At 65.5% G+C, this 20,923-nt stretch carries 14 protein-coding genes; 4 read left to right on the forward strand and 10 right to left on the reverse strand.

The features are described from left to right. Positions 1-25: 25 nt before the first annotated feature. The 8 genes from gltB to pilM form a co-directional block, all read right to left on the reverse strand. Positions 26-4,471, reverse strand: coding sequence for a glutamate synthase large subunit (gene gltB / locus NH448_RS04835; RefSeq protein ID WP_108449771.1), 4,446 nt, complete (start codon positions 4,469-4,471; stop codon positions 26-28). A gap of 554 nt (positions 4,472-5,025) precedes the next feature. Further along, entirely contained in the window at positions 5,026-6,144 is a 1,119-nt protein-coding gene (aroB, locus tag NH448_RS04840; RefSeq protein ID WP_253028462.1) for a 3-dehydroquinate synthase, read from the reverse strand. After that, complete coding sequence (gene aroK / locus NH448_RS04845; RefSeq protein WP_045991139.1) at positions 6,141-6,689, reverse strand: shikimate kinase AroK; 549 nt, start codon at positions 6,687-6,689, stop codon at positions 6,141-6,143. The genes aroB and aroK overlap by 4 nt, the downstream gene beginning before the upstream one ends. Further along, positions 6,689-8,104, reverse strand: coding sequence for a type IV pilus secretin PilQ (gene pilQ, locus NH448_RS04850; RefSeq protein ID WP_345840324.1), 1,416 nt, complete (start codon positions 8,102-8,104; stop codon positions 6,689-6,691). Before pilQ ends, aroK begins: the two co-directional genes overlap by 1 nt. Beyond that, positions 8,101-8,592 carry a pilus assembly protein PilP gene (locus NH448_RS04855; protein WP_222570018.1) on the reverse strand — a complete coding sequence of 164 codons (492 nt, stop codon included), beginning with the start codon at positions 8,590-8,592 and terminating at the stop codon, positions 8,101-8,103. The genes pilQ and NH448_RS04855 overlap by 4 nt, the downstream gene beginning before the upstream one ends. Then, positions 8,589-9,257: a type 4a pilus biogenesis protein PilO gene (pilO, locus tag NH448_RS04860; protein WP_045991141.1), complete on the reverse strand. Its 669-nt coding sequence runs from the start codon at positions 9,255-9,257 to the stop codon at positions 8,589-8,591. Before pilO ends, NH448_RS04855 begins: the two co-directional genes overlap by 4 nt. Then, positions 9,254-9,826, reverse strand: a complete 573-nt coding sequence (locus NH448_RS04865; protein WP_108132309.1) for a PilN domain-containing protein — start codon at positions 9,824-9,826, stop codon at positions 9,254-9,256. Before NH448_RS04865 ends, pilO begins: the two co-directional genes overlap by 4 nt. Beyond that, positions 9,823-10,875, reverse strand: a complete 1,053-nt coding sequence (gene pilM / locus NH448_RS04870; RefSeq protein ID WP_253028463.1) for a type IV pilus assembly protein PilM — start codon at positions 10,873-10,875, stop codon at positions 9,823-9,825. The genes NH448_RS04865 and pilM overlap by 4 nt, the downstream gene beginning before the upstream one ends. Before the next feature lie 239 nt (positions 10,876-11,114). On the opposite strand from pilM, the gene NH448_RS04875 reads away from it, so the two are divergent. Next, positions 11,115-13,643: a penicillin-binding protein 1A gene (locus NH448_RS04875; protein WP_253028464.1), complete on the forward strand. Its 2,529-nt coding sequence runs from the start codon at positions 11,115-11,117 to the stop codon at positions 13,641-13,643. A 147-nt stretch (positions 13,644-13,790) separates the two neighbouring features. Then, positions 13,791-14,495 carry a DUF481 domain-containing protein gene (locus tag NH448_RS04880; protein WP_231498599.1) on the forward strand — a complete coding sequence of 235 codons (705 nt, stop codon included), beginning with the start codon at positions 13,791-13,793 and terminating at the stop codon, positions 14,493-14,495. A 219-nt stretch (positions 14,496-14,714) separates the two neighbouring features. Here NH448_RS04880 and NH448_RS04885 read toward each other — a convergent pair whose 3' ends face one another. Both NH448_RS04885 and rpmE read right to left on the reverse strand, forming a co-directional pair. Further along, entirely contained in the window at positions 14,715-15,986 is a 1,272-nt protein-coding gene (locus tag NH448_RS04885; protein ID WP_045991146.1) for a malic enzyme-like NAD(P)-binding protein, read from the reverse strand. A 502-nt stretch (positions 15,987-16,488) separates the two neighbouring features. Then, positions 16,489-16,701: a 50S ribosomal protein L31 gene (rpmE, locus tag NH448_RS04890; protein ID WP_045991147.1), complete on the reverse strand. Its 213-nt coding sequence runs from the start codon at positions 16,699-16,701 to the stop codon at positions 16,489-16,491. Positions 16,702-16,870: 169 nt separating this feature from the next. Between rpmE and NH448_RS04895 the strand changes: the two genes are divergently transcribed. Then, positions 16,871-19,096: a primosomal protein N' gene (locus tag NH448_RS04895; protein WP_108449763.1), complete on the forward strand. Its 2,226-nt coding sequence runs from the start codon at positions 16,871-16,873 to the stop codon at positions 19,094-19,096. Between the two features lie 139 nt (positions 19,097-19,235). Then, complete coding sequence (argS, locus tag NH448_RS04900) at positions 19,236-20,921, forward strand: arginine--tRNA ligase (protein ID WP_253028465.1); 1,686 nt, start codon at positions 19,236-19,238, stop codon at positions 20,919-20,921. Positions 20,922-20,923 lie beyond the last annotated feature (2 nt).

Genomic DNA, 20,923 nt, shown 5'->3' on the forward strand with positions numbered 1-20,923 from the left:
CTGCCTTGTTCGGGACGCCGTCGGGTTATTCGGGCTGACGCGTGGACTGGGCCAAGAGGCCATTCAGGCTCGCCGCCTTGGGCTTCACCAGCCAGAAGTGGCGGATAAAGTCGCTGAAGTCCTCGAGGATCGCCTGACCGCGCAATGATCCGGTCTCGGCCACATACTCCTCGATGGTTTCCCTGAGGTGTCTCCGATAGGCCTCCATGGCCTCGGTGTTGACCCGATGGATCTCCACCAGTTCGTGGTTGTAACGGTCGACGAAGCAGCGATCCTCGTCGAGCACGTAGGCGAAGCCGCCGGTCATGCCCGCACCGAAGTTGACGCCGGTCTCGCCGAGCACGCAGACGATGCCGCCGGTCATGTACTCGCAGCAGTGATCGCCCGAGCCTTCGATGACCGCGTGGGCGCCGGAGTTGCGCACGCCGAAGCGCTCGCCGGCGGTACCCGCGGCAAACAGCTTGCCGCCGGTGGCGCCGTACAGGCAGGTGTTGCCGATGATCGCCGTCTTGTGGCTCTCGAACTGACTGCTCTTCGGCGGGGTGATGACGATCTTGCCGCCATTCATGCCCTTGCCGACGTAGTCGTTGGCGTCACCTTCCAGGTACAGATTGAGACCACGGGCGTTCCACACCCCGAAGCTCTGACCGGCGACACCGGTGAAGCGCGCGGTCACCGGCGCGTCGTCAAGACCCGCCTCGCCGTAACGCTTGGCGATGGCACCGGAAGTCAGCGCACCCACCGAACGATCACAGTTGGTGATGGTGAAGGACACGTCGGCCCCGCCCTTGGACTCGATGGCGTCCTTTAGCGCCTCCAGCACCTCGAGGTTCTTGGCACCCGGGTCATGCGGCACGTTACGGCTGACCTGGCAATACTGAGGGGCATCTGCCGGCACATGGTCGTTGGCCAGCAAAGGCGTCAGGTCAAGCTTGTGCTGCGAAGGCGTCAGCCCCTCGAACACCTCGAGCAGGTCGGTGCGCCCGATCAGGTCGGTGAGCTTGCGCACACCCACCAGCGCCATCAGCTCGCGCACTTCCTCGGCGATGAAGCGGAAGTAGTGCTTGACCATGTCGACGGTGCCACGGAAGTGCTCGTCGCGCAGGTACTGCATCTGGGTGGCGACACCGGTGGCGCAGTTGTTGAGGTGGCAGATGCGCAGGTACTTGCAGCCCAGCGCCACCATCGGTGCGGTACCGAAGCCGAAGCTCTCGGCGCCAAGAATCGCCGCCTTGATCACGTCCAGGCCGGTCTTCAGGCCGCCGTCGGTCTGCAGCCGGATCTTGTCGCGCAGGCCGTTGATGCGCAGCGCCTGATGCACCTCCGGCAGGCCCAGCTCCCAGGGTGAACCGGCGTGCTTGATCGAGGTCAGCGGGCTCGCCGCGGTGCCGCCGTCGTAGCCGGACACCGTGATCAGGTCAGCGTAGGCCTTGGCCACGCCGGTGGCGATGGTGCCGATGCCGGGCTCGGAGACCAGCTTGACCGATACCTGGGCGTCGGGATTGACCTGTTTGAGGTCAAAGATCAGCTGGGCCAGATCCTCGATGGAGTAGATGTCGTGGTGCGGCGGCGGCGAGATCAGGGTCACCCCCGGCACCGAATAACGCAGCCGGGCGATCAACTCGTTGACCTTGCCACCGGGAAGCTGGCCACCCTCGCCGGGCTTGGCGCCCTGGGCCACCTTGATCTGCAGCACCTCGGCGTTGACCAGGTAGGCCGGGGTGACACCGAAGCGCCCGGAGGCGATCTGCTTGATCTTGGAGCTTCTGATGGTGCCGTAACGCGACGGATCCTCACCACCCTCACCGGAGTTGGAGCGCCCACCGGCCTCGTTCATGGCCTGGGCCAGGGCCTCGTGAGCCTCCGGCGACAGCGCACCCAGCGACATGCCGGCGCTGTCGAAGCGTGGCAGCAGGTCCTCGACCGGTTCGACTTCCTCGAGCGGCAACGCCTCGGCGGCGGGCTTCAGCTTCAGCAGGTCACGGATGGTGGCGGGCGCGCGATCATTGACCAGCTGCGCAAACTTCTTCCACTTGGCGTAGTCGCCCTCCTGCACCGCCTCCTGCAACGCCTTGACCACATCGGGGTTGTAGGCGTGGTACTCGTGACCATGGACGTACTTCATCAGGCCGCCCTGGGAGATGCCCTTGCGCGGCTTCCAGGCGTCCTTTGCCAGCGCCACCTGAGTCAGCTGGATCTCGTTGAAGCCGGTGCCCTCGATGCGCGAGGCCATGCCGGTGAAGCAAAGATCCATCACCTCGGAGGACAGACCCACCGCCTCGAACAGCTGCGAACCACGGTAGGAGGCCAGGGTCGAGATGCCCATCTTGGAGAGGATCTTGAACAGCCCCTTCTGCAGGCCCTTGCGGTAGTTCTCGCGGGCGTCCGCCGGATTGCCTGACAGCTCACCGGTGCGATGCATGTCGGCCATCACCTGGTAGGCCAGCCACGGATAGACCGCGGTGGCGCCCACTCCGAACAGCACCGCCATCTGGTGGGCGTCACGGGCGTAGCCGGTCTCGACGATCAGGTTGACCCGCGGGCGCAGGGCCTTGCGACCGAGTTCGTTGTGGATCGCGCCCACCGCCAGCGCCGGATGGATCGGCACCTGCCCCTGGGGCAGGTCGGCATCGGACAGCACCAGGATCACCTTGTTCTCGTGAACCGCCGCCTCGGCCTCGCGACACAGTTCGAGCAGCGCCGCCTTGAGCCCTGTCTGCTCCGGGTCATAGCCCAGCGACAGACGCTGGCTGGCAAAGGCCGGGTCGTCCTGGCCTACCAGAGCGGTGAACTTGCGCGGCGACAGGATCGGGGTCGTCAGCACGATACGGTGGGCATGCTCCGGGGTCGCCTTGAACACGTTGCGCTCGGCACCGATGCAGGTCTCCAGCGACATCACGATGGCTTCGCGCAGCGGATCGATGGCCGGGTTGGTGACCTGGGCGAACTTCTGACGGAAGTAGTCCGACAGCATCCGGTGCTTGCCGGAGAGCACCGCCATGGGGGTGTCGTCACCCATGGAGCCCACCGCTTCCTGGCCGCTCTCGCCCAGCGGACGCAGCACCTGGTCACGCTCCTCGAAGCTGACCTGGAACATCTTCTGCTGCACCTGAAGGGTGTCGGAGTCCATGTTCTTGAAGGCGGCGAGCTCGGTCAGCGCGGACTCCAGGAACTGAGCCTCCTGCTTGAGCCAGCGCTTGTAGGGATAGGCCGACTTCAGCCGCTCGTCGATGTCGCTGGTGTGCAGCACTTCGCCGGTCGCGGTGTCCACGGCGAGGACCTGACCGGGGCCGACACGGCCCTTGGCCACCACGTCCTCGGGCTTGTAGTCGTAGGTACCGATCTCGGAAGCCAGGGTGATGAAGCCGTTGCGGGTGATCACCCAGCGCGCCGGGCGCAGGCCGTTGCGGTCGAGCATGCACAGGGCCTGACGGCCATCGGTCATGACCACACCGGCGGGTCCATCCCAGGGCTCCACGTGCATGGAATTGTACTCATAGAAGGCACGCAGATCGCCGTCCATGATCTCCACGTTCTGCCAGGCCGGCGGCACCATCATGCGCACCGCCCGATGCAGCTCCATGCCGCCGGTCAGCAGCACCTCGAGCATGTTGTCCATGCTCGAGGAGTCGGAACCGGTGGTATTGACGATCTGGTCGAGGCTGGCGATGTCGGGCAGCCGCTCGGAGACGAAGTTCTCCTTGCGCGAGTTGGCCCAGCCACGGTTGGCCTCGATGGTGTTGATCTCGCCGTTGTGGGCCAGCAGACGGAACGGCTGAGCCAGCGGCCAGCGCGGCGCGGTGTTGGTGGAGAAACGCTGGTGGAACACGCAGATGGCGGTTTCCAGGCGCTCGTCACCCAGGTCCTGATAGAAAGCCGGCAGGTCCACCGGCATCACCAGTCCCTTGTAGGAGACGACGTCGCTGGACAGCGAGCTGACGTAGAAGTCCGGCTCGTCGATCAGCGCCTGCTCGGCCAGTCGGCGGGCCATGAACAGCGAGACGTCAAAGGCTTCCTCGGCGTCACCGGGCTCGACGAACAGTTGACGGATACGCGGCAGGCACTCCAGCGCCATCGGGCCGCACACGCTGGGGTCCACCGGCACCTCGCGCCAGCCGAGCACCTTGACACCACGCTCTGTCAGGCTCGCCTCGAGCACCTGGCGGGCGCGCTCCTCACGCTGGTCGTCGTCGGGCAGGAAGATCACGCCCACGGCATAGCTGTCGCCCAGTTCGATACCCAGGCTTTCCTTGGCGGCGTGGCGCATGAAGCCGTCGGGCATCTTCAACAGCAGGCCACAGCCGTCACCGGTCTTGCCGTCGGCAGCGATACCGCCACGGTGGGTCATGCAGGTCAGGGATTCGATGGCAGTACTGAGCAGTTCATGGCTAGCCTGCCCTTCCATGTGGGCGATCAGGCCAAACCCGCAGTTGTCACGGAACTCGCCGGGCTGGTGAAGACCTCTGTTCATGGGCGCGCCTCAGGTGAAAGGGTTGTAGTCACAGCATAATCGCGATATTATTATCGGTTTTTCTTTTGATTTTAAGCCCTTAAGGGCTTTCGCTAACTGCACGAAAAATGGGTACCCAGCATAGCCAGCCCCCCGCCCTCGCGCAATCTCCCCGCCGCGCACGCCCGATAAAAAAACACCGTAAATCTGATGCTTGCACCAAGGCTTCGAAAAAAAACCTTATCAGGTCAACGACTTGGAAGCCGTTTCCAGCAAGTCTTGCTGTACGCCTTTCGCCACTAGACTTTAGTCGCAAAAACTGTCGACACCCCATGCCGATCAGGCATACGACATACAGATCCACGCATGAGCGGCGCCTATTCCCCCTATCCCGAAGCCGTCGACAGCACCTCGTAGCGCACTCCGTAAAGCCGTGCTCAGGCGATACCAGCGCCTGCCTCTTGCCACGCCAAAGCCACCCGTGCCGAAGCCAACCTTGCCGCTCGGCATGCCCCAGACACGACAACGCCCGCGCAAGGCGGGCGTCGCAGTCGATACGCTGGAGACTGACATCATCAGGCCCGCGGGTAGGCCTCGATGCATTCGCCGAGCAGCGCCGGCGGGGTCTGATCGTAGACGCAGGCCTCACCGAGCGCGCGCATCAGCACCAGGCGCATGCGGTCATCGGTATTTTTCTTGTCGAGCTTCATGCGCGACACGAAATCCTCAACCGTCATTTCCCTGGGAGCCGCCACCGGCAGACCCGCCCGCTCGATCACTCGACGGGTGCGCGTCACATCGGCCTGCTCGATAAAGCCCTGGCGCATCGACAGGTCCGCCGCCATCAGCATGCCCACACCCACCGCCTCGCCGTGCAGCCAGGTGCCATAACCCATGTAGGCCTCGATGGCGTGCCCGAAGGTGTGCCCCAGATTCAAAAGCGCCCGCACGTCCTGCTCGGTCTCGTCGAGGGCGACGATCTCGGCCTTGATCGCGCAACTACGTTCGATGGCCTTGGCGAGCACAACATCGTCGAGGTCACGCAGCGCAGCCATCTCATCTTCCAGCCAGCCGAGAAAGTCACTGTCATGGATCAGTCCGTACTTGATCACCTCGGCAAGACCCGCGGACAGCTCCCGCTCGGGCAGGGTCGAGAGCGTGGCGGTATCGATCAGCACTGCGCGGGGCTGCCAGAAGGCGCCAATCATGTTCTTGCCCAGCGGATGATTGACCCCGGTCTTGCCCCCTACCGAAGAATCCACCTGGGACAGCAGGGTGGTGGGCACCTGGATAAAGGAGATGCCGCGCTGATAGGACGCCGCGGCGAAGCCGACCATATCGCCAATCACCCCGCCGCCCAGCGCCACCAGCGTGGCCTTGCGGTTGAAGCCGGCCTCCAGCAGGGCGTTCCAGATGCGCGAGACGCCTTCGACATTCTTGTGGGCTTCACCATCCGGCAGCACCAGGGTCTCGATCCTGAGGCGGTCGTCGGCCGCTGCCAGCGCCGAGGTCAGCCGCTCGAGATAGTGCGCGGCGACGGTGTCGTTGGTCACCACCATCACCTGGCGACCGCTGAGATAGGAGGCCAGACGCTCACCGTCATCGACGAGCCCCGGTCCGATATGGATGGGGTAGCTGCGATCGCCCAGGGCGACGGTCAGGGTCAAGGGATTCACGGACGTGGGTGTGCTCATGATGAGGCCTTGCAGGTGAGAGGGTCGAGGAGGCGATGGACGCGACGAACGATATCGTTGACCACCGAGCGCGGCCCGCGGCGGTCGGTGCGGATCACCAGGTCCGCGGTGGCGCGATACAAGGGGTCACGCAGGGCGAACATGTCGCGCAGCAGTTGCTCGCGATCGCCGCGCTGCAGAAGCGGCCGGTTGCGATCCTTGGCGGTGCGCTTCAACTGCTGCTCCACGGTAGTGAACAGATAGATGACGGTACCGCCCTCGCGGATACGCTGGCGATTTTCCTCGCGCAGCACCGCGCCGCCGCCAGTGGCGATCACTACCTTGTCGTAGTCCACCAGCTCGCTGATCATGGCGCTTTCCCTGTCACGAAAGCCGCTCTCGCCCTCGACATCGAATATCCAGGGGATATCCGCGCCACAGCGTGACTGAATCTCGTGGTCACTGTCGTAGAACGGACGTGACAATTCGGCCGCCAGCAGGCGGCCGATGGTGCTCTTTCCCGCCCCCATGGGGCCTATCAGAATCAGGTTGGGTACTTCCTGCATCAGTGAGTCGCCAGGCCGTCGTCGAGTATCCGGGGAGTGATGAATACCAACAACTCTACCTTATCGTTGACGTCCTCGGTATAGCGAAACAGCTTTCCCAGCCAGGGGATATCGCCAAGCCAGGGCGTCTTGTACAGCGTATGCAGCTGCTGGGTGGTGAGAATCCCCCCCAGCACCACGGTCTCGCCGTCCTCGACCAGCACCTGGGTCTGGATCTCGTTGGTATCGATGGCCGGCTCGCCGTCGAAGCTCTGCTCGGCCAGGGTGTCATTGTTGATGGTCAGATCCATGACGATGCGGTCATCGCTGGTAATCTGCGGGGTGACCTCAAGCGCCAGCACCGCCTCCTTGAACTCCACGTTGGTGGCACCGCTGGAGGTGGACTCCTGGTAGGGGATCTCCTTGCCCTGCTTGATCAGGGCGGTGTGCTGATTGGCGGTAATCACCCGCGGCTCGGAGATGGTCTGGCTCTTGCCCTCGCTCTCCAGCGCATGCAACTCCAGATCCAGCAGCACATCCCCGGCCAGATAGCCGAACTTGAAAGAGCTACCCGGATCCAGGGCATCGCCCAGATCCACCCCCAGGCCACCGTAGGCATCCCCTCGATTGCCGAAGACCCCATCACCGATCTGTACCGATTCACCCAGCGCCCCGGACAGGGCACCGTCCCCGCTCCCCACAGGCAACTTGTCGTGGCGGCTGCGTGCCCCCCAGTTGACGCCAATCTCCTCGGCGGTGTTGTCTCGGGCCACCACGATGCGCGCCGAAATCTGCACCTGGCGTACCGGCACATCCAGGCGCGCCAGGGTCCAGCGAATCTCGTCAAGCTGACTGGCCACGTCCTGGACCAGCAGGGTATTGGTGCGCGGATCGGTGGCCACGCGCCCGCGATCGGACAACAGCCCGAAACCGTTCTCGCCACGCAGCAAGGCGGCGAGCTCCGCCGCCTTGGCATACCGCACTTCGATATGCTCGGTCACCAGGGGCTCAAGCTCGTCCAGCCGCGAGGCTGCCTCGAGCTTGAGGCGATCACGCTCGGCCAGTTCCGAGGCCGGCGCCACCAGCAGGATGTCGCCCTGCCGACGACTATCAAGCCCCTGGCTCTCCAGCACCATGTCCAGCGCCTGGTCCCAGGGCACCGCCTCCAGGTTCAGGGTCACCCGCCCAGCGACGCTGTCACTGGCGACGATATTGAGGCCGGTGAAGTCACTCAACACCGACAGCACCGAGCGCACCTCGACATCCTGAAAGTTCAGAGTGATCGGCGCGCCCTGATAGCCCTCGCCCTGCGCCCAGCCCGGCGACACCAGCAGCACACCGACCACCAGCCCCACCAGCCACCGCGCGATCGCCTGCCCAGGCGAAAACGCCGACTCGCCTGTCCGACATGAACCGATATCAGGTCGCCTGCTCACTCGCCTACCCTCATGACACGCTCCTTCCAGCGATAGTCCTTGCCTGCAACCGCCTCCAGCCTGACGGCCTCAGCGCTGATCGCCGCGACCCTGGCGGGCGGATTGGCCAGCATCTCCCCTTGCGCCACCCGATAGAGATGACCATCGGGCGCCTCGAACAGCGCCCAATGCCGCTGCCCTCGACCCAGCACTCCCACCAGTTCAAGTTCGTCCAGGGAAAAGGCAGCAAGACCGCTGCCTTGCACAAACCGCTGACCGCCGAAGCCCTGGCCCTCGAAGCGAAAGGGGCTTCTCGCGTTGGCGTAGCGATACTGCAGCACCGGCAGGCTCACTACCTCGGGCAACGCTACCGGCCGCCGATCGAGCTCCGGCGCCAGCGCCTCGGCCAGACGCCGATCCAGGGCGTCGAGGTCCGCCTGCTGGCAACCCGTCAGGGCCACACCCAACAAGGCGCCCATCAGCACGCCCACCAGCCGGCGCCGCCTCATGAACCCTCCACCAGCGCATCGGCGACGCGCGCCCCGTCACCAATACTGTAGGTCTGCGCCAGCGCGTGCAGCTCAAGCCCTCCCTCGACCGGCGACAGGCTGAAATCGTGCAACGTCACCAGTCGAGGCAGGTTGGCCAGATCAGCCACGAAACCACCGATGGCGTGGTAGTCGCCCCGCACCCGCAGATCAAAAGGCCGCTCGACATAAAGCTCCAGGGGGCGCGCCGGCCTCAGTTCGAGCTCCTCCAGCGATAGCCCGCGACGCTTGGCCACCTGGCCGATGCCTTCCAACAGCGATGGGATGGCGGCACCATCCGGCAACATGCGCCTCCGCTCGCTGACACGCTGATCGAGATCCACCAACAGCCGCTTGAGGCGATCAAGCTCCGCCAACTCGCGTGCGCGGCCTTCGAAGTCGGCGACCACCTCTCGCTCCTGACGCTGCAGCTCCACCAGACGCTGTGACAGGGGATGCAGATAGCCCACCACCATGGCCACCAGGGCGAGCACGAAAGCCAGGATCGCCACCAGGGTCCGCAGCGACATCGGCCAGCGCCCGGCCTCACTCAGCTCCAGCCGACGCCAGTCCAGCGCCTTGAGCCGGCGCCACTCATCGAGCCAGCGCTCACGCCAGCTGACGTCACCGCCCTGCTCTGAATTCATGGCAAGGCCTCCAGCGCCGGCAATGCCGCGAGGGTCATCTCCAGCGCAAAATGCTGATAGCCCTGCTCGGCCCCCACCCGCGACAACAGCGGTTCGGCAAAGACCTGCGCACGCTCGAGGGAGCGCAGCTGCTCGACCAGCCTGGCACTGTCGACGGCCTCGCCCTCGAGCATCAATCTGTCGCCGATGCGCTCGACACGCTGGTAGCGAACCCCCGGAGCCAGGGTGGCTGCCAGGGCGTTGACCACCGCAAGCGTCTGGCGCCGCTCGTCCTGCAGCCGCTCGAGCAACGCCTGTTCCTGATCCAGCAATGAGAGCTGGCGTTCGAGATCAACCATCTCGGCGGACTTTTCTTCCAGACGCTCGACGGCAGCGGCGACATGTCGCTGGCGGGCCTCCATCTGCCTCAACCCCCACTGCAGCCACAGCGTCGCCATCAACGCGAGCCCGACACCCGCCAACGCCGACAGCGCCACCGCCAGCCAGAAGCGTCGCGTGCGCCTGGCGCGAGCGGCCTCGCGCCAGTCAAGCAGATTGACCTGGACCTCGTTGATCGTCACATCTTTCATGGTCGTCCTCGCATGGCCAGGCCGCAGGCGGTCAGCAGGGCCGGCGCTTCGCCGCGCAGTGCCGCCGCGTCCAGCGATGGCTTGAGCGCCATCCCCTCCAGCGGGTCCACCTGGCTGACCGGCAGGCCGAGGGCCTGGCTCAGACGATCGGCAAGCCCCGCGACCAGGCTGCCACCTCCGGTCAACAGCAGTCGCTCGAGCGGACGCACATGGTCCGACACCTGATACAGCTGCAACGATCGCTGGATGTGCTCCACCAGGATCTCGACGAAGGGCCCCAGCACCGTGTGCGAATAGTCGTCCGGCAAACCGCCCCGCTTCTTGCCAAAGCCGGCCTCATCCATGCCGATACCGTAGTGACGCTGGATCGCTTCGGTGAGCTGCATGCCGCCGAACAGGCTGTCATGGCTGTAGACGATGCGCCCGGCCACCACCACGTGCAGCGTGTTGAGGTAGGCGCCCACGTCCACCAGGGCCAGGGCGCCGTCCCCCAGTCGGCGACGACGGCAAAGGCCAGCGATGGCCCGCTCGATGGCGAAGCTCTCGACATCCACCGCCGCAGGCATGAGCCCGCTGGCCTCCAGCGCCTGGGTCAACTGCTCGACGTCCTGGCGACGACAGGCCACCAGCAGTACCTCCTGCCACTGCGGATCGTCGCAGCAGCGCCCCAGGCGATAGAAGTCAAAGGCCACCTCACGGAACGGAAACGGTATGTGCTTGTCTGACTCCCATTCGATACGGGCCTCGATCTCTTCATCATCGAGCGCTGCCGGATAGCGCAGTACCCGGGTTATCGCCGCGCGGGATGGCACCGCCACGGCGGCCTTTCGACTCCCTGGAGAGGCCAGCTCGACCACCCGCGACAGCACCTCGATGACCTCGCCCATATCACGTATGCGGCGCTCCACCACGGCCCCTTGACGCAGCGGTCTGACCGCGTAGCCGGCCACGCGGTGGCCGGCGTCGTCCTCCACCAGCTCGATCAACTTGACCGAGGCAGAGGTGATATCGACACCGACCAGACCCTTGTCCTTCGAGGAAAACCACATGAGCCCATCACACTGCCACCATGGCACCGCGCCCGATGCACGACGCTGTGGCGCCAGCCTAGCCAAAACCGGGCCGGGCCTTACTGATCCATGACGGCACTTTGTGCAACAAGACGGGCAATTCGTCACAATGGTGGTGACAGGCCCTCCCAGTTCCTATAATGGCCGACGCAAAGGACTGCCTTACCCCATCTCTTCGCCCCGCCGTTTTTCGTTCTCAGCATGGACACCGCGATTTCATGAAGTATCTCAGAACGCTCATTTTCTCCGCCGTGTGGCTGGTGATATCGCTTGGCGCCGCCGCGGCCCTGGGCGTCGTCGGTGCCGCCCTCTACTTCGCTCCTGGGCTTCCCGATGTCCGTCAACTGCAGGACTTCGAGCTGCAGACACCACTGCGCATCTATACCCGCGACGGTCAGCTGATCGGCGAATTCGGCGAGGAACGCCGCATGCCGGTCGACTTCGAGGACATTCCAGAACCAATGCTCCAGGCACTGATGGCAGCAGAGGATTCGGCGTTCTTCGAACACCCCGGCGTCGACCCCAAGGGCCTGGCCCGGGCCGCAGTGGAACTGGTGTCCAGCGGTGGCGATATCCAGTCGGGCGGTTCGACCATCACCATGCAGGTGGCGCGCAACTATCTGCTGACGCTGGATCGTACCTTTACCCGCAAGCTGCGTGAGATCCTGTTGTCGCTGCAGATGGAACAGATCCTGAGCAAACAGGAAATCATGGAGCTCTATGTCAACAAGATCTTCCTGGGGCACCGTGCCTACGGCATCGCCGCCGCCGCCGAGGTCTACTATGACAAGCCGCTCGACGAGCTGACGCTGGCCCAGCACGCGATGATCGCAGGCCTGCCCAAGGCGCCTTCGGCCTTCAACCCCCTGGCCAACGCCGAGCGCGCGCTGATTCGCCGCAACTGGATCCTGTTTCGCATGCGCGAGCTGGGCTACATCGACCGGAGCGCCTATGACGAAGCGGTTCAGGCGCCGATCACCGCCAGTCGCCACGTGGCCAAGGCCGAGGTTCAGGCCGACTATGTCGCCGAGATGGCCCGTCAGTTCGCCACCGATCGCTTCGGTGACGAGGCCTATACCGGCAGCTATCGCATCACCACCACCATCGACAGCGAGCTCCAGCCCATGGCTCGCCAGGCGCTGGCCAATGGCCTGATCGCCTACGACACCCGCCATGGCTGGCGCGGGCCTGAGGACACCGAGATTCCTCAGAGTCTGGCCGAAGCCCAGGAAAAGACCGAGCGCACCGGCCTGGAGGAAGAGCTGTCCGAGTCTCCCGAGGTCATGGAAACCGCCCGTCGCGCGGCCGAGCGCAGTCAGACCAGCGTCGAGGGCGTCGACGGCGACGTCAGCAACTGGCTGCAGGTGCTGGAGCGCACCCCGACCTACGGCCCGCTGGAACCCGCCATCGTGGTGAAGAGCGAAGGCCGCGAGATGCAGGTGCTGGCCCATGAGGGCGAGCTGATCACCCTGTCCTGGGACGGGCTGGACTGGGCCGCGCCCTACAAGAGTGCCCGCTATCGTGGCGCCTCACCGTCCTCGGCCTCAGAGATCGCCAGCCGGGGTGACCTGGTGCGCATCCTCCAGCGCGAGGACGGCAGCTGGCGCCTGTCCCAGCAGCCCGGTGCCGAGGGCTCACTGGTGGTGATGGACCCGCAGACCGGCGCGATCCTCGCACTCCAGGCCGGCTTCGACTTCGACGCCAGCAAGTTCAACCGCGCGATTCAGGCCCGTCGCCAGGCCGGCTCCATCTTCAAGCCGTTCATCTACCTGGCGGGCCTGAACAGTGGCGAGGTGACCCCCGCCACCGTCATCAACGACGCCCCGGTGGTGCTCAACGACGGCAGCAACGAACTGTGGCGCCCGTCTAACTCCAGCAGTGACTTCCTCGGCCCGACCCGACTGCGGGTCGGCCTTGCCCGCTCGCGCAACCTGGTCACCATTCGCCTTCTGCAGAACATCGGGCTGAGTCGCACCATCGACTTCCTGGTGGACTTCGGCTTCTCCCGTGATCGTCTACCCAACGGCCTGTCGCTGGCACTGGGCAGCGCCAGCCTGACCCCGCTGGAGATGACCAACGCCTACGCGGTGCTGGCCAACGGCGGCTTCCGGGTATCGCCCTGGTTCATCGAGAAGATCACCCAGGGTGAGCAGCAGACCCTGGTGGAAGAGGCAAGCCCCCGCGTGGCCTGCCGCGAATGCAGCGAAGGCCAGACCACCACAGAAATCGACGGCAAGACCTACGAGGTGGCGCCCAGGGTCGCCAACGAGCGTGCCGTCTACCTGCTGCGCGACATGCTGCGCGACGTGGTCGAGCGCGGCACCGCCCGCCGCGCCCTGGCACTCGAGCGCACCGACATCGTCGGCAAGACCGGCACCACCAACGACCAGCGTGATGCCTGGTTTGCCGGCTTCAACGGCGACTACGCTACTACCGTGTGGGTGGGCAAGGACGACAACACCCCCACCGCCGAGTACGGCGCCCAGGCCGCCTTGCCGATCTGGGTCGACTTCATGGGCCAGGCGCTGGCCGGCAAGCCGGAGAACATCCCCGAACAGCCGCCCGGCATCATCACCGCCAGGGTCGACGCCAACAGCGGTCGCCTGCTGCGCGACGGCCAGGGTGGCGGCGTAGAGGAACTGTTCGACGAAGACCACATGCCCACCGTACAGCCCCGCCGTGTCGAAAGCGCCGTCGAGCGCCACAGCGGCTCCCAGGGTACCGGCGCCTACGAAGCCATCTTCTAAGGCCATTACCCCTCCTTCCCGTCGGGAAGGAGGGGTCCCTTGTCACTTCGCGCTACCCACCACGCCTTGAACCTTCCTAGAGACCACCTTATGGTGATTTCCCGTTTTTATTTGCCCGCGACGGCACTATGCATTTTCGGGCTTTTTGTGCCGATAAAAGCCGCGCTGGCGGACGCCTTCTACGCCCCGATCCCCGTCCATGACGACTCGCCGGACTTTCTCGGCCATGTCGAGTTCGGCTACACCCATCTGTCGGGCAACTCCAACAGCGAGACCTTTCTCGGCAAGGCTCAGCTGACCTGGCTGCAGGGGGCCTGGCTGTCACGCCTGCGCGGCGAGGCCCGCCACGCCAGCGAGGACAGCGAGACCAGTGCGGAGCAGTATCTGGTGTCCTTTCGCCAACGCCGCGAACTGGTCGGCCCGCACTATCTGTTCGGCTTCGGCCGCTGGGAGAAGGATCGCTTCAGCGGCTACGACCACCAGTTCACCGCCATCACCGGCTACGGCCGCCAGCTGATCGACGACGATCGCGCCCACCTGGCGCTGGAGGCAGGCCCCGGCTATCGTGCCGACATCCTGCCCGGCGAGAACGACCAGCGTCTGGCGGTGGCCTACGGCGCCCTGGAGGCCGGCTATGCGCTGAGCGATAGCGCCACCCTCGAACAGGAACTGTCGCTGGAGACCACCCGCAAGAACTCGACGGTGCGCTCCTATACCGCCCTGGATACCCGCATCAACGCCCATATGTCGCTGCGCCTGTCCCACGAGATCAAGCACAACTCGGATCCCCCCGAGGACGCCGAGGCCAAGACCGACCGCATCACCTCGGCCTCGCTGCGCTACGAGTTCTAAGCTGCGAGGTCTCAAGCAGCTCCCATCCCTTGGGATCCCCCCGAGGACGCTGAGGCCAAGACCGACCGCATCACCTCGGCGTCACTGCGCTACGAGTTCTAGCGACCAGGACCGATCGGATTACGGCCACCAGACGCGACAAGGCCCTCCACTGGAGGGCCTTGTCGTTGCTGTCGAGACGTCTGGATCTAGCGGCGCCTGGATCTATCGGCGCCTGGCTCAGCCGCCGTAGACGTCGTCGATGGTCTTGAGCGGATAGTGCGACGGGTAGGGCTTTCTGGCCACGCCGGAGTCCACCGCCGCCTGGGCCACCGCCGAGGTCACCCGCTCCAGCAGACGCACGTCCACCGGGGTCGGAATGATGTACTCACGGCCGAAGCTCATGGCGTCCTGCTCGTAGGCTTCCAGCACCGCCTGGGGCACCGGCTCCCGCGCCAGGTCCTTGAGCGCGTGGACGGCGGCGACCTTCATCTCTTCGTTGATGCGGGTGGCGCGCACGTCCAGGGCACCGCGGAAGATAAAGGGAAAACCGAGCACGTTGTTGACCTGGTTCGGATAGTCCGAACGTCCGGTGGCCATGATCACGTCCGGGCGGGTCTCCCGCGCCAGGTCGGGATGGATCTCCGGATCCGGATTGGTGCAGGCGAAGACGATCGGGTCTTTGGCCATCTTGCGAATATGATCGGCGGTCATCAGGCCAGGGCCGGACAGACCGATGAACACATCGGCTCCATCGATGGCGTCATCCAGGGTGCGCTTGTCGGTGTCCACCGCAAACATCGCCTTGTACTGGTTGAGGTCCTCACGACCTGTATGGATAACGCCCTTGCGGTCGAGCATCACCAGGTTCTCGGGGCGAGCACCACAGGCCACCAGCAGCTTCATGCAGGCGATCGCCGCGGCGCCGGCGCCCATGCACACGATACGCGCCTGATCGAGGGACTTGCCGGCAATTTCCAGCGCATTGAGCATGCCCGCCGCCGTGACGATGGCGGTGCCATGCTGATCATCGTGAAACACCGGGATCTTGCAGCGCTCGACCAGCGCCTGCTCGATCTCGAAACACTCCGGTGCCTTGATGTCCTCGAGGTTGATGCCGCCCCAGCTGTCGGCAATCCGCGCCACGGTATCGATGAATGCCTGGGGACTCTCGGCGTCGACCTCGATATCCACAGAGTTGATGCCGGCGAAGCACTTGAACAGCACACCCTTGCCTTCCATCACCGGCTTGCTCGCCAGCGGCCCCAGGTTACCGAGGCCAAGGATGGCGGTGCCGTCGGAGATCACCGCAACGGTGTTGCCCTTGCCGGTATAGCGATAGGCGTTTTCCGGGTCCCGCGCGATCTCTCGCACCGGCTCCGCCACGCCGGGACTGTAGGCCAGCGCCAGGTCCTTGGCCGTGGCGGTCGGCTTGGTCAGTTCGACCGACAGCTTTCCGGGAATGGGGAGAGCGTGATAGTCCAGCGCAGCCTGCTTCTTTGCGTCCGTCATGCTTGGTGTCCGGATGTCCTTGTGGAACGGTGGCAACACAATATAGAAAAATATTCCATTTCTCAACATGATTGAGAAAAGCGTCAGTTATACGCCCGTTTCAGGATTTTCGCTGACAATGTCGACAACTTTTGCTGCATTGCACCAACCCTTGTCATGAAGAAAGATGCAAGGAAGGTGAGCGCAGAGATGGGCCAAGGGTGACGCTGGAAGCTCACCGCTCGGGCAAGCGCGAGTTCGCCCCGTGACAACGATGAGGCCCGACCATCGCCTCCCTTTGCTGCTTGAAGCCTAGTCGCCCGCCGCGCGTTGCGCATTGATGCAACGCAATAACGGGATCGCTCACGCGGTCGCGGGCCCTGTCCTTTGCCCCCTGTCCTTTCCCCACGTTCCTCTGCGCAACCCCAGACGCAACGAACCCGCCATGAAGGCGGGTTCGAAGGGGACATTGCCCGAGCATCGTCGACCAGCGTTTCTCGCTGGCGCGTTCAGCTCCGTACGATCAACGCTTGAGCGCGGCACCGAAACGCTTGTTGAAGCGCTCGACGCGACCACCGGTGGTGGCCTGCTTCTGCTTGCCGGTGTAGAACGGGTGGCACTGAGAGCAGACGTCCAGGCTCAGGTCGTGGCCAGCGGTGGAACCGACCTCGAAGGTGGCGCCGCAGGAACAGGTCGCATTGACCGTCTTGTAATCCGGGTGGATACCTTGTTTCATCGTGAACCTCACTTTTCGGTATGCCGCCACCTGATCCATTGCCAGGCACCGCATACGGGTAATGGCACGGGCACTCGTTGGTGCGTCGTCAAGCCCCTGTGCCGGCCGGTGATCCGCTCCCATCAAGGAAGCGGCGGAGTATTCTAGCAGACTTCATTGTGGAGGCCAATTGGCTGACTCTCCTGCCCCGCGCGTGCTGCGGATCGCCATTCCATCCCCCCTTCGCCGCCTGTTCGACTACCTCCCCCAGGGGGCGCCCCCGCCAGGGGGCTGGTCGCCGGGACTGCGCGTGCGCGTCGAGTTCGGCCGCCGCCAGGTGGTGGGCGTCATCGTCGACTGTCGTGACGACAGCGACCTGCCGCTGGCCAAGCTGAAGCCGATCCAGGCCTGTCTGGACAAGGCGCCGCTGCCAGGCGATTGGCTGTGGTTATGTCGATTCACCTCGCGCTACTACCAGCACGCCCTCGGCGACACCCTGGCCCATGCCATGCCGGTGTTGCTGCGTCAGGGACGCCCGCTGGAGGCGCGGGTACGCGAACGCTGGCAGGTCGCTTTGAACGGCGATCCTGCCCGCCTGGGCCGAGCTCCGCGCCAGGCCGAACTGCTGGAGATGCTGCGCCAGCATCCCCAGGGCCTCACCACCCAGGTGATCCAGGCGCAATCCTTCACCCGCGACCAGCTCAAGGCGCTGGAAGCCAAGGGGCTGGTGAGCTGCCACGAGGAAACCCTCACCGGCCCCACCCCCGACGACAGCCAGGGCCTGCTGGCGAGCCCGGCGCTGGCCCTGAACGACGAGCAGGCCAAGGCGCTGAACCAGCTCCACCAGGGGCTCGATCGCTTTCACCCTTGCCTGCTGCACGGGGTGACCGGCAGCGGCAAGACCGAGGTCTACCTGCAGTTGATCGAGGCGGTGGTGGCCAAGAAGCGCCAGGCGCTGGTGCTGATTCCCGAAATCGGCCTGACTCCGCAGACCCTGGGGCGCTTTCGCCAGCGCTTCCGGGTCCCGGTGGTGGCACTGCACTCGGGGCTGACCGACCACGAGCGCCTGGACGCCTGGGAGGCGGCGGCCAGCGGGAGGGCGCCGATTGTCATCGGCACCCGCTCGGCCATCTTCACCCCGCTGGCTCGCCCAGGCCTGATCATCGTCGACGAAGAGCACGATGGTTCGTTCAAGCAGCAGGACGGGCTACGCTACCACGCCCGCGACCTGGCGGTGGTGCGCGCCAAGCGCCATGGCATTCCGCTGCTGCTGGGGAGCGCCACGCCGTCGCTGGAGAGCCTGCACCGCGCGCGCACCGGTGACTACGCTCACCTGCGGCTGACCCGGCGGGCCACTCGCCACGCTCCCGCTCGACTGGAGCTGGTCGACCTCAAGGGGCGCCCTCGACGCGGCGGTCTGATTCCGCCGGTCATCGACGCCATCAAGGCAACGCTGGATGCCGGCCACCAGGTGCTGGTGTTCATCAATCGCCGCGGTTTCGCCCCCACCCTGGCCTGTCACGCCTGCGGCTGGATGGCCGAGTGCGACCACTGTGACGCACGCATGACCTGGCACCGCCAGCCGCCGATGCTGGCCTGCCACCACTGCGACCGCCGCCGGGTCATTCCCGACGCATGCCCGGACTGCGGCAGCGCCGACCTGCGTCCGCTGGGTAGCGGCACCGAGCGTACGGAGGAGAGCCTGGCCGAAACCTTTGCCGAGACCCCGGTCCACCGCATCGACCGCGACAGCACCCGGGCCAAGGACGCGCTCGAGAAGATGCTCACCGAGGTCCGGCGTGGTGAACCAGCGATCCTGGTCGGGACCCAGATGCTGGCCAAGGGCCACCATCTGCCCCACGTCACCCTGGTCGTGGTGGTCAACGCCGACGCTGGCCTCTACGCCAGCGACTTTCGCGCGCTGGAGCACTCGGCCCAGTTGCTTGAGCAGGTGGCCGGGCGCGCCGGCCGCGCCGCCCACCCTGGCCGAGTGCTGGTGCAGACCATGCACCCGGACGACCCCAGCCTGCGTCTATTGGCCGAGCGCGGCTACGACGCCCTGGCCGAGTCGCTGCTGGAAGAACGCCGCATCGCCGCCCTGCCGCCACTGCGCTTCATGGCCCTGGTCCGCCTGGAAGGCCCCCGGGAAGACGCCCTGACGGCACTCGCCCGGGAGATCGCCGGCGAATTGCGCGAGCAGGTACGTAGCCTGGCCCTGGATCTCGACTGCCTCGGCCCGGTACCGGCCCCCATGGAGCGCCGTCAGAACCGCTACCACCTGCAGATCGCGCTGATGGCGGAGCGACGCAGCCAACTGCATCCCGCGCTCGAATGGCTGGCCCACCGTCTGGAAGCCTGGCCCGAGGCGCGGCGTATCCGCTGGTCCATTGACGTCGATCCGCAGACCCTGAGCTGAGGTCCGATACGCTGAGCTTTGCCGCCCCGGCCTTTAAAGGCCAGGCGCAATCATCGATAATACGCGGTCTGCCCGCCGACAGGTGCTCCCCCCAGGATTCGCCACGCTCGGCCACCGTGCCACAGGACATAGACGCCTCATGAAAGACACCATCGTTGCGCTGCTGGATGCCGCTCTTGCCGAGCTCAAGCAGCAGGAAGTCGTTCCCCAGGAGCTTTCCCCGGCCTACAAGGTCGACCCGACCAAGGACAAGGCCCACGGCGACTACGCCACCAACCTCGCCCTGATGCTGGCCAAGCCGGCCAAGGCCGCACCGCGCCAGGTGGCGGAAAAACTGGTCGCGGCCCTGCCCGAAAGCGCCGCCGTGTCCAAGGTCGAGATCGCCGGCCCCGGCTTCATCAACTTCTTTGCCGCCACCGACGCTGCGGCCCAGGTGGTGCGCCAGGTGCTGGAAGCCGGCGACGCCTTCGGCCGCAGCCTGGCCGGCGCTGGCGAAAAGGTGCAGGTGGAGTTCGTTTCCGCCAACCCCACCGGCCCCCTTCATGTCGGCCACGGCCGAGGCGCCGCGGTGGGCGACTGCCTGTGTCGCCTGCTCGAGGCCACCGGCTACGACGTCACCCGCGAGTTCTACTACAACGACGCCGGCGCCCAGATCACCAATCTGGCGCTGTCGGTGCAGGCCCGCGCCAAGGGGCTGGGCCCGGACAGCGACGGCTGGCCGGAGGACGGCTACCGCGGTGGCTACATCGAGGACGTGGCCAAGGCCTACCTGGCCGGCGAGACCATCCACGCCGACGACCGCCACGTCACCGCCAAGGGTGACCCGGAGGATCTCGACGCCATCCGCGAGTTCGCCGTGGCCTACCTGCGTCGCGAACAGGACCTGGACCTGCGCGCCTTCGGCGTCGGCTTCGATGTCTACTTCCTCGAGTCCTCGCTGTACCAGCAGGGCAAGGTCGAGGAGACCGCCCGTCGCCTGACCGATAACGGCCACACCTACGAGCAGGACGGCGCCCTGTGGCTGCGCACCACCGACTTCGGCGACGACAAGGATCGGGTGATGCGCAAGAGCGAAGGCGGTTACACCTACTTCCTGCCCGACGTGGCCTACCACCTCGACAAGTGGCAGCGCGGCTTCACCAGCGTGATCAACGAGCAGGGTGCCGACCACCACTCCACCGTGACCCGGGTACGCGCCGGCCTGCAGGCGCTGGATGTCGGTATCCCCCAGGGCTGGCCGGACTATGTGCTGCACCAGATGGTGCTGGTCACCCGTTCCGGGGTCGAGGTCAAGCTGTCCAAGCGGGCCGGCAGCTACGTCACCCTGCGCGACCTGATCGACGAGGTCGGCCGCGACGCCACCCGCTTCTTCCTCGCCGCCCGTCGCGCCGATTCCCAGCTGACCTTCGACATCGATCTGGCGCGCTCGCAGTCCAATGACAACCCGGTGTACTACGTACAATACGCCCACGCCCGGGTGTGCAGCGTGCTGCGCAAGGCCGAGAGCGAAGGCCTGGCCTTCGACCACGCCACCGCCATGGCCAACCTGGGCCTGCTTGAGGCAGGCCAGGAAAAGGCCCTGCTCAATCGCCTGGCGCGCTATCCCGAGGTGGTCGAGCACGCCGCCAAGGCCCGCGAGCCGCAGCAGATCGCCCAATATTTGCAGGATCTGGCAGCCGACTTCCATAGCTGCTACAACGCCTGCAAAGTCATGGTCGACGACGACGCCCTGCGCAATGCGCGCCTGGCGCTGGGCCTGGCCGCGCGTCAGGTGCTGCGCAATGGACTCGACCTGATGGGCGTCGGCGCACCGGAGGAGATGTAAGC

The sequence above is a fragment of the Halomonas sp. OfavH-34-E genome (assembly GCF_024124525.1).
In the GTDB taxonomy this organism is placed as follows: domain Bacteria; phylum Pseudomonadota; class Gammaproteobacteria; order Pseudomonadales; family Halomonadaceae; genus Halomonas; species Halomonas litopenaei.